The sequence below is a fragment of the Paenibacillus sp. FSL R10-2796 genome (assembly GCF_037965315.1).
Taxonomy (GTDB): Bacteria; Bacillota; Bacilli; order Paenibacillales; family Paenibacillaceae; genus Paenibacillus_AQ; species Paenibacillus_AQ odorifer.
This window is the reverse complement of record NZ_CP150178.1, coordinates 7,198,082-7,211,263: the sequence shown is the minus strand read 5'-3', so window position 1 is coordinate 7,211,263 and position 13,182 is coordinate 7,198,082. Positions and strand designations below refer to the sequence as shown.

Genomic DNA, 13,182 nt, shown 5'->3' with positions numbered 1-13,182 from the left:
TGTTTAAGCCATCAACACTAAGGATGTGGAGTTAATGAATGTTATCCGGGTAGAACGTATCCGTAAGAGATTTGGAGAAAAGGATGCGTTAGCAGATGTTTCTTTTTCAATTCCTAAGGGTGAAATTTTTGGTTTCCTTGGCCCGAGTGGCTCAGGCAAAACAACATTAATCAAGATTCTAACGGCACAATTAAATCCGACAAGTGGACAGGCAAGTGTATTTGACCAGCCAGCGGAGATGATGCAGCAGTCTGCTCAGAAGATGCGTTTTGGCATTTTGACGGATAACAGTGGTCTATATGAGAGGTTAAGTATTGAGGAAAATCTGGAGCTGTATCGTAAGCTATATGATCTTCCCAAATCTGCGGTCGACAAGGTGCTGCAGTTTGTAAACTTAAGCGGAGAGCGCAAAAAGAAAGCCAACCTCTTATCCAAAGGGATGCGTCAGCGTGTCATGCTGGCATGCGCGATTATCCATGAGCCGGAATTATTATTTCTGGATGAACCAACTTCGGCTTTAGATCCGGTAAACACAGCACATATTTATAAAGGCTTACGCTACTTAAATGAGAAAGGAACAACGATTTTTCTGACTACGCATGATATGTCTGAAGCAGAATTGATATGCAACCGTGTAGCGATTCTGTATCAGGGACAAATCCAAACCATAGGCTCTCCAAAGGAACTTAAGCGGCAGCACCGGGAGAACGTAATTTGTGTGGACTTAATCAATGGGGAAACCTACGAGCTCCCGATCGATGAGGGGGCGGCTGATCAAATCGCGGATTGGATGAAGCGGGGGCTAATTGACCGGTTAGAGATGAAAGAACCAAGTCTAGGTGATATCTTTATTAAAATGACAGGAAGTGAGCTACTATGAGTATCTCATACAAACGTGCCCGGGCGATATTTGTGAAGGATTACAAAGAGTTTTCACGTAACTACGCGCTGTCCATTATGCTGATTTTTCCTATTATTATCGCTCTGATTTTCAAGAGGGCAGGTGCGTCTTTACCTGGAGCCAGCGGTTTTCTTTTTAATAGTTCGTTTGTATTGCTAACATGTTTCGCACAAGCCTGCTTGATTGCGGAAGAGAAGGAGCGTAACACTTTACGGTCATTAATGATGACACCGGCTACGACCATGGATGTACTAATCGGTAAAAGCAGTTTGGTCTTTGTCATGTCTGTTGTTGTTCTCGCTATTTCCACATTATTATTTGGCTATGAGCCAGCTAATATATGGGCGTTTGTGGCAGTAATCATTCTTTCGATTATTCTGTACACTGCAGCCGGGACGATCTGCGGTTTATTCTCTAAGACGTTGCTTGAAGCCTCATTATCTATACTCCCTGTGGCGTTCATATTTATGGGGGCACCGTGGGGAGAAGTACTAGTGAAGAATTATCCGGTCTTCAAAGTGCTGGATTACATGCCAAGCAGTCAGCTTGTGCATCTGCTGGGTCTAAGCAATACAGGTTATACGACGGGCGATGTATTGAAACCTCTCCTCATTAATTTGGCATGGACGGTTGTACTAACAGTAGTGTCTGTCATTTTGTATCAGCGGCGGTTGAAGGACGAGTAAGGGAGCTCTGAAGGGACTTTAGCCAGCCTTCGGTGGGTCTTTGGTAGGGTTGAAACAAGCGGCCGACTGAGACTATACGACGATTATTTTCCAATTGAGGCTGTGATGTTGTCATGACGGGATCTGCCGGGTAATAAAGATGATTAGAACTTTCAAATTTGGCTGATTTTGGATTGGGAGCCAAGGAAACGGGGGGAAAGATCATGGCGGCACAGACAGTATCAGGCATCAGCTCCGTACAGACCATTGCGGCCTACGGCGGTACACAGAGTGATGTCAGTTCTCTGGAGAAACAGCGAAACCGGCTGATGATGGAACTGGATAAAGTGAATGCGGCACAAGGAAGTGAGATGCAGACGCCTTATCGCCGGGAGCAGCTGCAGCGGCAAATCCGGCTGCTGGAGTCCCAACTGGTACAGAAAAGCGGGAGCAGCACCTCCGTAAATTTTGTGCCGGCTTCTCCGCTTCAGGATCACCTCCCCCTTTGGGGAAATGAAGGAAAGGGAGGCCTCAAGGGCATCGGCCTGACTGATCCCCGGACGGCGACGGTGGACGCGGAGGGTCATTTCGACGCGTTAATTTAGGCAAGCGAGCGAAGGTCCGGAAAGCGTCAGGTGATGAACTGACGGCCCATAATCATGAGGCTAGCTAGCCGAGCTTCCACCGAGAAGACCTGCAGCACGGTAGAAACAACAAAATAGGCGAGAGGGAAGCTTCAACACTTCCTCCTCGCCTATTCGTGTTCATGCAGTTGCTTAGGGTTCAACTACTTTATTCTGGTGTTCCTTGGGTTACCCCATGGATATACGAGAGCGTTGGGGAATCGACAGCCCCTTGTCCCGGATTATAGGTGAAGGAGTACTCGATGGTATCCCCGTGTTGCAGGTGATTTACAGGGTAGGTATAGTTACCGTTCCCTGCCGGGGTCATGGCTACGTTTAGCTGCCCACCGTTATTTAGCTTATAGTGTAAGTCGGCAAAGGTTGCGCCGTTCACATAGAACAGCAGGTCGTCGCCTATTTTCTTCAGACCCCGCACCTCATCGCCGACGATGATAACATCGGATGATGATGCCGGTACAACAGTGATGGTGGAGAGGGCTGTTTTATTGCCGTCGGCTGTTGTAGCCGTTACGGTTGTTGTGCCTGGAGTGAGTCCCGTCACGAGACCGTTCGGATTCACGGAAGCGACGCTGGTACCTGATACGGTCCAAGTGACCTGCTTATTGGTTGCATTAGACGGGGCAATATTGGCGTTCAACTGCACAGTCTGTCCGACCTCCACCTGCGCAGTGGTTTGATTCAGAGAAATACCGGTAACCGGCACGTTTACCGGATTCTCGCTGTTGCCTTCTTTATAGACACGAACATAATCCACTTGCATTGTTGCAGGAATATCCGACGGATCTGGGGTATGGCCGCTGTCGAAGTGCCCGCCGATCGCCAGATTCATAATGATGTAGAAGGGTTGATCGAATGGGGCGTTCGGATTGTTAGGTGCAGCTACGGAATACCATTGATCTCTACTGACTTTAAAGAAGAACTTGCCGTCCACATACCACTTCATATTATCTTCTTCCCAGATCATGGAGTACACATGATAATCATTGGCGAAGGTCTGGCCTTCAGGGAAGTGATATTCACCAGCAATATATCTGTTTACAGGCCATTGTCCGCCAAAGTGTATGGCCCCGCTGGTCGTGCCGGGCAAGCGTCCTTTGGCTTCCATAATATCAATTTCTCCGGATGCTGCCCACGCTCCATAAGCGGCATCTTCCGGAAGCATCCAAAGTGCTGGCCAAACGCCGTTACCTGTAGGCAGCTTAGCACGAATATCTACTCTGCCGTACTGGAAGGACAAGTGATCTTTGGTGTTAATCTTGCCGGATGAGTACTGGGCATACCGGCTTGGGTCCTGTGGAAAGGATTTTGAATCGTTCAAAGCTCTGATATTCAGCTTTCCGTCCTGTACAAATACATTTTGTGTACTGTCTGTATAGTGCTGCAGTTCCGCGTTGCCCCAGCCCCAGCTATTCGGATCGTCAGTAATATAATAACCTTGTTCGTAGCTCCATTTGCTCGTATCGAGCGCTGTTCCGTTAAATTCATCCTGCCAAATGAGATTCATGTCCTCTATCGCCGGGTCGTTTGGTGTTCCGATGGCAATGTCATCATGATCGGATACATCCGGACGTGGGGCATCTGGATTACCGATAAAGGTATAGTTGACGTAATTGTTGCCGACACTTCCGCCCGCCTGTCCATTTAATGGATAGCCAATACGGATTTGCACATCCTCTTGGACGGGCTGGAACCAAAGCCCATAGATATAGTCAGCCCAATAGCCCCACTGGTTGGCATCGGACATGTTGTTATAGCCATTGCCGGCGTATACAAATCCGCTTTGGCTGGAATCACTCATAGCAACCCATTGTCCGTTGATGTTAATTTGGTAAACGTAATTTCCTAGCTCAGTGCCTATTGGAGCGCCCCCATCAATTTTGGGTAGCGGGACACCTATTACACCTTTTGCATCTGCGGTAAAGGTCGTTCCCTCATAAGGTGTTAAGACATATGAATTTCTTACAGGTTTATTAAAGGTGAGGGTATAAACGACGTTAGCCGTTGAGGTTTTCGATTCTAACTTGACGTTGATAGACTCTGTTACGGTGAACCAGTAGCCACCGCCGCCTTCGGTGAATTGTCCGAAGTTGTTATCGTAGATCCAGCCGCTGGCTGCATTATTGTCAATATCAATCCATGTACTGCTGCTTACAGGTTTTACATATACCTTCAGATCTTCAGCTACGGCTTCATAGGTAACGGCCGGATCATTGTTGAAGGTAGGATAAGTAAAGCCTGCACTTCCTGTAAATCCTGCTGTAATCTGCGGCCCTTGTGTAGGGGCCATAGCAGTAATGGTCGTTTTGTTTATGTTTTGAAATACCAGGGTGTAATCAAGTGTAACTCCATTAGCCTTGGAGAATAGCTGAATCTCCGTTGTTGCGGAGAGAGTGAACCAATAGCCATTCAAGCCACCGTCGCTCCAGTGTCCCCAGTTTTGGTTGTAGGTATAGCCGCCTGCATTGTCAATATCCACCCAGTTTCCAGCAACTTTTACTTTTACACCGACGTCATCGGAAACATCATTCCAGGTGGCAGAGCCCCCATTAAATGTAGGCATGACGAAACCATAGCTAGCTTGCCCAACCCCTGATTTTGAGATGACAGGACCGTCTGCTGCTGAAAAGTAAGACATAGAGGTAACTGTGGTTCCTGCTGCCTGCACCTTTGAAGTCGGCAATAGGCCAACCCCAGCTAACAGTACTACTGCTAAGAACAAACTAAATACCTTCTGCTTAAAACCACTCTCCGTATTGTAAAGTCGTTTCATACTTGCCCTCCTTTAATAAAATAATGAAGAAACGAAACCGCTTACATTTAGGGACATCTCTATTCTATCGAATATAATAATCAGCTAAAAGGTACAATTATTTTTGTTCTAACCCAATTTTTTGGCTTTTGATTATTTATAGCGCTGTGTCACGGTACTTTTCCCCGCTGTCGTGCTTCCGGCGCATCATTTGCCGATATTCTGTGGGCTGCATATCCATGACATCCCGAAAGGATCGTGTAAAACTTTTGTAGCTTTCATACCCTACCATGGTGGCTACCTCTACAATTTTATGATCGGTTTCGGCCAGTAGCCGCCGGGCTTTATCCAGGCGCACATCGCGCAAGTATTCTGCAAAGCCTTTGCCGATATTTTTTTTGAACAGGTTAGAAAAATAGGCATAATTAAGCGACACGTGATTCGATACCATCGCGAGATCCAGGGGTTTATGATAGCTTTCGTGTATAAAGCGTATGGCTTCATTCAAATCTTGCGAGTTGCGATAGCTGCACTTATATTCATAATAAAATTGGTTCAGCCGAAGCAGCTGTTGTTGCAGCGCCTGAATATAATCGCGAATACCCGGATAATCGAATAGATTTCGTAAACATTCGATGTCCAGCGCTTCTTCCCCCATGTACGGGCGGATCACACGTACAGATTCCTCCAGCATCTGTACAATGGCACGGCATAGCTGCTGTGTGTATTGGATGTGATAGCGTTGCAATGTATCTTTGTGAAATATCATAGAAATGCCTTGGGTGATTGTACCGCTGTTTTTGGTGCCGATTAACTGGAACAGGGCATATAACTCTTCATAGGGAAGCTCCCACTGCTGCTCCAGTCGCTCAATATGTGTTGGCAAGATGCAGCTCTTCTCTGGAAACAGGTAACTGTGGCGATAGAGCTCCAACGCTTGTGTATAGCTGCGGGGCAACTCCTTCAATCCTTGCTGCGGGCTGGTCATGGCAGTAATGGCATCTATCTGTCCTGCTTTGAGGGCGGCCGGGAAGGCTCCCGTTTCTACGGCCGCATCAACCGCGAGAATCAGGTACGGGCGGTGTTGCAGGCATATACACCCTCGTCTGCCATACACACGGTAGGCAAGGGATTCCATGCTGTGGCTACTGTCAGCCCCCGGTTGGTTAATCCATAATTCCTCCCGCAGCAGACACAGGCGGTAATTACTCCACAACTCTGGATTCTGTTGCTGGGTCTGGATAACCCACGCCTCATCAATCATTGCACCCTGCATGAACATACTCAGTTCCTTGCGGTCTGTCTCCCGGGCGCGGCGCGAGATATGCTCCATATTACGCGAGAGCGTCTGCCGTGTTTTTATCTCATTCGCTACATGTTCTACTGCGGTTTGCAGATCTTCACGTTTCACAGGTTTGAGCAGGTAGCCCTTTGCTCCAAGTTCGATGGCCTTTTGAGCATAGGCAAAATCACTATAGCCGCTAATAATCAGATAATCTACCTCGATGTGCTTCTGTTTGCTCTGCGCCATCAGCGTCAGTCCATCCATATCGGGCATCCTGATATCAGTAATCACCAGTTGGATGTTGTGCTGACTCAATATATCCAAGGCCTCAATTCCGTTTACGGCACAGTAAATATTGTCCAGCTGCAGCGCAAATTGGCGCAGCATAGCCTGCAGTCCATCACGAATGTGCTTTTGATCGTCCACAATTAAAATATTGATCATGCCCTACCATCCTCCAAGATTCACATTTTCCCAAGGTAAACGTATGGTTACACAAGTATAGGCGCCCTGCACACTGTCAATCCAAAGACCGCAGTCCTTACCATAATGAAGCTGTATGCGCTTATGCACGTTCTCCAAGCCCAGTCCGTTTTTGCTGGTAACAATCGGTGAATCTGAGTCGCCCCGCAGCACAGCCTGCAGACTGGACAGCATTTCCGGGTCAACACCTGCGCCATTATCTCGTATCTCAATTAACAGAAGGCTGTCATTTTCTACCGATACGGTAATTTGGATACGTACGCTGCCGCCCGAGGGCGCTGCATGATGAACGGCATTTTCGACGATGGGCTGCATGCACATTTTAGGAATTGTATAACGCAGTACCTCCTGCGGGAGATCGGCCGTCAACTCAATGCTGCCATCCTCCATAAAGTTTATGAATCGGACATAGCTGTGTATGTTGGCAAGTTCTTCGCTAAGCGCAACTGTATCGCTGCGCCATTGCATGCTGTATCGCAGTTGTGAGCCTAAAGACACCAACGCTTCCGCGATAGCCGGCTGTCGCTGAACCTCCGCGAGCATACGGATGGATTCCAGCGCGTTATATAAAAAGTGTGAATTGATCTGCGAATGCAGCGAGTGCAGCTGTGCATTTTTGGCGATCAGCTGCTTATCTACCACTTGGGTCATCAAATGTTTGATTTCGTCCAACATATTATTGTAGCTGACGGCCACCTCGTCGATTTCGTCACCGGTTTCGTTTTTATCCAGGCCGGTATCAATTTTCGCATCCAGTTGGCCTTGCCGCACCTTGCGCATAGAAGCCAGCACCCTGTCGAGCCGGCGGAAAATGCGCCGAGTGGTATGTGAAACGAGAAGTAACATCAGCAGCAATACACATAATGTGATCGCTACTACGAGCAAATACCAGCTTCGTGGGCCTTTCATCAGCGCTTGATGAGAGGCAATATCCACTACATAGGCGTTCAGTGGGGCGATGTAGCGATACAACGCGTAGTAAGTATGGTCGCCTACCTTTACCTTAATGGGGCTACTCTGCTGCAGCACATCCAGCTGCTGGTGAATGCTGCCTAGAATTTTATCCAATTCTTCACCGGCATTTTGAGAAAAAGTATGCTCAGGATTGTATACAGATCGGGAAGAGTCGGCTCCATCCATCACTACAGAAAAGAAATCCCCCCCGCTATCCTCAAGCAGGTCACTGAAAAAGACGCTATGCTGGGCGCGGATTTCCATAATGGTAGGGAGTTTCTGCTGTTGCCCCTGAAGACGTACCAACCGGTAATAGGATAGCGTATGCTCTCCATCTTTAAAAGCAAATAAGCGGTATGCCGCACCACCTTCCTCACGAAGAGTCACCCAGTAGTCCTTCGGCCAGAACTTGTCATAATGGTAGATTTCAGGCCAAATCTCAAATAGGTTTGGATTATCGACATAGAAACTGAGCTCGCTGATCATCTCGTAGCTTTGAATGATATTATGCATTTGCTCAAATTGATTTTGTCTAAATTTTACGAGACGCAGGCCATCCCCGCGCATATTGGAGTGAATAAAATCTACAAAAGCCTTTTGATTCAGCGCAGTAGAGGAAGCGTTCTCAATAATACCCATTTTGCTGCGCAGCTGTTCGTTAATTCTTGAGACATGACTGCTGCCGGTAGCCATAGCGTCCTTGTATAGCTGACTTTCCTGTGTGCGGATAAATAAAAAGGATACCACAATCGCAGGGATGGCAATCATCATGCTAAAGGCCAAAAACAATTTTTGGGAGATGCGGGAATTACGGTACAGCTTCTTCATTTTAGTCAGCAGATACTTCATTTAAGTAGCCTCCTACCCTTGTAATATACCATATATTACAAACTGCCCGGTAGGTAACTAGGCTGTTTTGTTAAATGGTTAAAAGAAGCGAAAAAGGGAATACCGGCCAACCTTTCGGTGGCCGGCAGTAATCTTTATACGGGCATTATTACTCTGCCATTTTGGATTTTCGCACATCCAGTTCAGCCTGGCGGTATTCCATCACCTTGCCAAAGTTGTAATTCTCGCGGCGGTCAAGGAAATTGTCGAAGATTTTATCAAATTCAGCCTCATTCTTGGCCGTAATTAGCTCAGGGAGTACTTCCTCCCAATTTTGCGAAATACGGGACCAGGCTACCGACACCTCAGAATCGCCCTGTGGATCTAAGCCCTTATAGATACCGCTATCAATATCGGCCTGCTTATTGGCGAAGTCTTCCATTTGCTTAATGACAGGAGATTTCTCCGGTCTCCACTGGTTGACGATTACAGGGTTTCGCATCATCCAATAGGTATCCATGATGCCGTATTCTTTCTCCAGCTTCTCAATATCAGTGTCGAGTAATTTTACCATTTCAGGCTTCAGTTGCGGCTTGCCATCCACCATCTCCCATGTTTCGCCTTCCTTGCCAAGGAACAAATCTCGCTGGCCTTCTTCGCTGGCCAGATAGGTCAAAAAGCGGATGGCTCGTTCAGGGTTTTCGGTTGATTTGCTAATCATCGTCACCATCCAGCCGTCCATATTGCCAGGGAATAACTTAGGGTTATCGCCCTTGCTGTTCTTTGGCCCATCGACTGCGATGTAGTAAGAGTCCGGGTTGCCGCTAGCAGCCAGCATAGGATTGACAGCCGACATACCGGTCCACTCGCGGACCATCATGAAATAGCGGGCGTTGTTTGTTTTTTCCTCTACTTGAGTATCGGAATCTACCAGGAAATCCACATTAATCAACCCGCGCTCGTAAGCCGTACGGAAGGTTTTTAGCCAGGCAATATAATCGGGATCGGTAATGCGGTCGTATACTTTTCCGTCTTTCTCATGCGGAACGGCCAGTAGGTTCTGCAGATATTCGGTCATCCCGTAAGGGACGTTCCCTTGTGCAAAAAAGGGACTGATGGGCTGGCCTTTATATTGGGAGTACTTATCCTTTACCAGTTGCAGTGCGTTCAGAAAGCCCTCTGGAGTGCTAAGGTCCGGGCTGCCCATCTCCTCATACAAATCTTTTCGCACCAGGAAAGTCTGGTTGGCGGCCGTCATGCCAGTTTCATGCATCAGGTTGGGGCTATATGAATCATTCGGAACGCCATAGGTATTGCCATTTTCTTGACGATACCATTTCAGTGTACCGTCCCCGGCCACCTTGAAGAAGTAAGGGTCATACTTGTCAGCTAATTCATTTAAGGCGTAGACATGATCGCCTTCCCACAGCTTTTTGACAGCGGTTTCCCACGAACCCATTGATATCAAGTCTGGCAGCTTGCCCGAGGTCATCATTAGGGTAATATGCTCATTCGCTTCACCGGAAGGTACCTCAAGCTTGATGTTTACGCCTGTTTTTTCCGTTACGTACTTGGAGGTCAAGCTGTCTCCCCAAGTGTGGGCATACCAGTTAGCACCTACGAACCAGGTCAAATCAACAGGGCTGGTATCCAGCTTCCATGCCGGATCATCGGGATTGAGCTTTGCTTCACTCTGCGGCGGCTGTGTACTATCTGTAGGCTGTGGTGTTGGCTTATTTTCACTATTCGCTGAATTGGAACACGCGGCTATGCCTAGCATCAGGCTTGCGGCCAGAACGAGGGTCAACCCCGGCTTAATCAGATTGCGTTTCATGACATTATCATCCTTTCTTTGCTGCTTCTGAATTTTGTATACCAGTTTCTAGACACTCACACTCTTATCCCTTAATGGCGCCAATCATCACGCCTTTGACCAGATAGCGTTGAATGAAAGGATAGACTATCAGAATAGGCAGTGTGGCCACCATCATGGATGCAAATTTAATAGAGTTGCCGGGAAGTCTTGCGCCGAATTGCGCCATAGCTTGCTGCTGCATGAAGGACATAGAGTTCTCCGCAATGATTTTGTACAGCATGGTCTGCAGTGGCAGTAATTCCTGCGAACGGATGTAGATGACCCCCTGGTAATAATCATTCCAATGATAAACGGCTGAAAAAAGCGATATAGTCGCAATGACAGCCATGCTATTGGGCAATACGATTCTGAACAGGACACCATAGTCTGAAGCACCGTCTACCTTCGCAGATTCCTCCAGGCTGTCAGGTATGGTGCGGAAGAAGCTCATGAAAATGACCATATTAAAAAAAGTGTACATAGAGGGAATGATGAATATCCAAAAATTATCATATAAGCCCAGCTTCGTCATCAGAATAAATGTAGGGATCAGCCCGCCTGAGAACAGCATCGTAACCAATGCGATTTTAAGATACAGCTTGCGTCCGATCAGATTAGACTTGCTCATTCCGTAAGCAATAATGGCGGTAAACAACACATGCGTTGCTGTCCCGATCACTGTGCGCAGAGTGGTAATGTAAAAACCGTTCATCATTGTCTTATCATTGAACACAACACTATAGCTGGCCAGCGATAATTCTTTGGGAAACCAGTTGACGGTGCCCAGGGATGCCTGCTGCGGCGCGTTAAGCGAGTTAATGAATACAAACCACATCGGGTACAGTGTTAAAAAGCAAACCGCCAGCATCAGCAGGGTGTTGCAGACCTCAAATACTCCAATTTGCCGAAATCTTTTGCGTCTTTCCATACCTCTGTCCTCTCCTTTCTAAAAAATGCTGTCGCCGGTTAGTTTTTTGGATGTGTGATTGGCCAAAAACAACAAACCTAGCGCCACAATAGAGCGGGCGAACAGGACGGCTGTTGAGAAGGAATGGCGCCCGGAGACCAACCCCATGTTGTAGATATACAAGTCTAGGCTTTCCGCCATCCTCATGTTCATATTGTTCTTCAACATAAAGATCTGCTCAAAGTTACTGCCGAGTATCCCGCTGACAGCGAGGATGAACAAAATAGCGATGGTGGGGCGTATGCTCTGAATGGTGATATGCCACATCCGTTGCCGCCGGTTTGCGCCATCCAGCTCAGCCGCTTCGTACAGCCCCGGATCAATGCCGGATATTGCCGCTATGTAGATAATGGCGCTCCAGCCGGTTTCTTTTAACGTATCGGTAAAAAAGGTGATCCACCAAAAGTACTTAGGGTCGCTGTTAAACAGGATTTCGCGTTCCTGGAGCCCGATCGCCATCATCAACTGATTGATCACACCGCCCTCGCCCAGCCAATTGAGCGCAATGCCGCCAAAAATCGTCCAGGCAATAAAGTGCGGCAGGTACGAAATGGTTTGTACCGTTCGCTTAAATCGAAGACTCCGTATTTCATTCAGCAGCAAGGCAAACAAGATAGGAATGGGAAAACCCAGGACCAGCTTGATGCTGCTCATCCCCAGAGTATTGCGAATCGAACGCCAAAAACGCTCATCCGTCAAAAAATCCTGAAAATGCTTCAGCCCGACAAACGGTGATTCTAGTAAGGGTTTGGCGATGCTGTAGTCCATAAATGCAATAATGAGCCAAAACATAGGGATATAACAAAAGATAAACATCCAGATGATTCCCGGGATAACCATGCTTTGCAATTGCCACTGCTTAAAAAGCGCTTTCATTTGTTCCGTTCTGTATTGGAACATTTTCCGTGCCCCCTTTCTATTTCATCGTATGAAAAAGCGTATAGGAAAAAAAGCCCATGATTATCGACCCTATCCCATTTTTTTAGATTTGTTTGACCAGCCGCAAAAATTAAGTATGCTGTGATTAAATGAAGGGAGTGTGCAAAGGATGAATAAACCTATATGGGAACAGAATTTCTTAGATAGAAATGCCGATTTGAAGCTATGGAATATCCGCCTTGGCAATGACTTGTTAGATAATGAGGGTAATCCCATAGACCCAGGTTGGGGCAACGGAGAGCAGCAGTATTACACGGATCATTCCAGCAATCTGTATATCGATGAATTTGGCTTAAATCTGTGCGCACGCAGTGAATCCATTGGAAAGGATGGGCGTAATTTTGCATATACCTCGGCTCGTTTGGATACAAAGGACCATTTTTCCTTTTGCTATGGGAAGTTAGTTGTGCGTGCAAAGCTGCCGGTGGGGCAAGGGGTTTGGCCTGCCATCTGGTTGCTTCCGCAGGAACAGGCTTACGGACCTTGGCCAGCTTCCGGCGAGATTGATATCATGGAAGCCAAAGGCCGCTTGCCTCAGCAAATATCCGGAACACTGCACTACGGAAAGGATTGGGAACATCAAATCGTCGAGGAGTTCTCGCACCATTTTGAAAGCGGAACCATTAATGAATTCCATGATTATGCACTGGAATGGACCGCCAGTTCGATTCGATGGCTGGTAGACGGACATTGCTTTGCCGAGCGCTGCTTGGAGCCAGGGGTTATGCCCTTTAACGAGTCATTTTATCTGGTGCTGAACCTTGCAGTGGGCGGCTGGTATGACAATGTAGCGGTTGACGAGGCTGTACTGCCAGCGGTGATGACGGTTTCAGGGATATGGCTGTACCCATAATTAAGAATCTTTGTGAGGCTCTATTATCGATTTTCAATACCTACATCCCATCTGGTAGA

General features: G+C 47.4%; 10 protein-coding genes. 4 read left to right on the top strand and 6 right to left on the bottom strand.

Annotation, left to right across the window (positions count from 1 at the left end; genetic code table 11):
• The first annotated feature begins 34 nt into the window (after window positions 1-34).
• The 3 genes from NST58_RS32155 to NST58_RS32145 all read left to right on the top strand — a co-directional run bounded on the left by NST58_RS32155 (window position 35) and on the right by NST58_RS32145 (window position 2,171).
• Entirely contained in the window at window positions 35-880 is an 846-nt protein-coding gene (locus NST58_RS32155) for an ABC transporter ATP-binding protein (RefSeq protein WP_076278213.1), read from the top strand.
• Window positions 877-1,587: an ABC transporter permease gene (locus NST58_RS32150; protein WP_339245540.1), complete on the top strand. Its 711-nt coding sequence runs from the start codon at window positions 877-879 to the stop codon at window positions 1,585-1,587. The genes NST58_RS32155 and NST58_RS32150 overlap by 4 nt, the downstream gene beginning before the upstream one ends.
• A 203-nt stretch (window positions 1,588-1,790) precedes the next feature.
• Complete coding sequence (locus NST58_RS32145) at window positions 1,791-2,171, top strand: FlxA-like family protein (protein WP_038573907.1); 381 nt, start codon at window positions 1,791-1,793, stop codon at window positions 2,169-2,171.
• Between the two features lie 187 nt (window positions 2,172-2,358).
• Here the strand turns inward: NST58_RS32145 and NST58_RS32140 are convergent, their stop codons facing one another.
• The 6 genes from NST58_RS32140 to NST58_RS32115 all read right to left on the bottom strand — a co-directional run bounded on the left by NST58_RS32140 (window position 2,359) and on the right by NST58_RS32115 (window position 12,231).
• Complete coding sequence (locus NST58_RS32140; protein ID WP_339245538.1) at window positions 2,359-4,980, bottom strand: family 16 glycosylhydrolase; 2,622 nt, start codon at window positions 4,978-4,980, stop codon at window positions 2,359-2,361.
• A gap of 136 nt (window positions 4,981-5,116) precedes the next feature.
• A complete protein-coding gene (locus NST58_RS32135) occupies window positions 5,117-6,688 on the bottom strand; it encodes a response regulator (protein ID WP_076124273.1) in 1,572 nt (523 codons plus the stop codon).
• Window positions 6,689-6,691: 3 nt separating this feature from the next.
• Window positions 6,692-8,530, bottom strand: a complete 1,839-nt coding sequence (locus NST58_RS32130; protein ID WP_076301537.1) for a histidine kinase — start codon at window positions 8,528-8,530, stop codon at window positions 6,692-6,694.
• Between the two features lie 148 nt (window positions 8,531-8,678).
• Complete coding sequence (locus NST58_RS32125) at window positions 8,679-10,343, bottom strand: extracellular solute-binding protein (RefSeq protein ID WP_339245535.1); 1,665 nt, start codon at window positions 10,341-10,343, stop codon at window positions 8,679-8,681.
• 64 nt (window positions 10,344-10,407) lie between these two features.
• Window positions 10,408-11,292: a carbohydrate ABC transporter permease gene (locus NST58_RS32120; RefSeq protein ID WP_038573901.1), complete on the bottom strand. Its 885-nt coding sequence runs from the start codon at window positions 11,290-11,292 to the stop codon at window positions 10,408-10,410.
• 18 nt (window positions 11,293-11,310) lie between these two features.
• On the bottom strand, window positions 11,311-12,231 hold the full coding sequence (locus NST58_RS32115; protein ID WP_076124267.1) for an ABC transporter permease subunit: 921 nt from the start codon (window positions 12,229-12,231) through the stop codon (window positions 11,311-11,313).
• A gap of 148 nt (window positions 12,232-12,379) precedes the next feature.
• Here NST58_RS32115 and NST58_RS32110 point away from each other — a divergent pair, with 148 nt between their 5' ends.
• Complete coding sequence (locus NST58_RS32110; RefSeq protein WP_076191524.1) at window positions 12,380-13,123, top strand: glycoside hydrolase family 16 protein; 744 nt, start codon at window positions 12,380-12,382, stop codon at window positions 13,121-13,123.
• Window positions 13,124-13,182: the final 59 nt, after the last annotated feature.

Bases quoted from the DNA above. Each gene is read 5' to 3' on its own strand.
- NST58_RS32155 (WP_076278213.1), top strand. From the start codon at position 35: ATGAATGTTATCCGGGTAGAACGTATCCGTAAGAGATTTGGAGAAAAG.
- NST58_RS32150 (WP_339245540.1), top strand. From the start codon at position 877: ATGAGTATCTCATACAAACGTGCCCGGGCGATATTTGTGAAGGATTAC.
- NST58_RS32145 (WP_038573907.1), top strand. From the start codon at position 1,791: ATGGCGGCACAGACAGTATCAGGCATCAGCTCCGTACAGACCATTGCG.
- NST58_RS32140 (WP_339245538.1), bottom strand. From the start codon at position 4,980: ATGAAACGACTTTACAATACGGAGAGTGGTTTTAAGCAGAAGGTATTT.
- NST58_RS32135 (WP_076124273.1), bottom strand. From the start codon at position 6,688: ATGATCAATATTTTAATTGTGGACGATCAAAAGCACATTCGTGATGGA.
- NST58_RS32130 (WP_076301537.1), bottom strand. From the start codon at position 8,530: ATGAAGTATCTGCTGACTAAAATGAAGAAGCTGTACCGTAATTCCCGC.
- NST58_RS32125 (WP_339245535.1), bottom strand. From the start codon at position 10,343: ATGAAACGCAATCTGATTAAGCCGGGGTTGACCCTCGTTCTGGCCGCA.
- NST58_RS32120 (WP_038573901.1), bottom strand. From the start codon at position 11,292: ATGGAAAGACGCAAAAGATTTCGGCAAATTGGAGTATTTGAGGTCTGC.
- NST58_RS32115 (WP_076124267.1), bottom strand. From the start codon at position 12,231: ATGTTCCAATACAGAACGGAACAAATGAAAGCGCTTTTTAAGCAGTGG.
- NST58_RS32110 (WP_076191524.1), top strand. From the start codon at position 12,380: ATGAATAAACCTATATGGGAACAGAATTTCTTAGATAGAAATGCCGAT.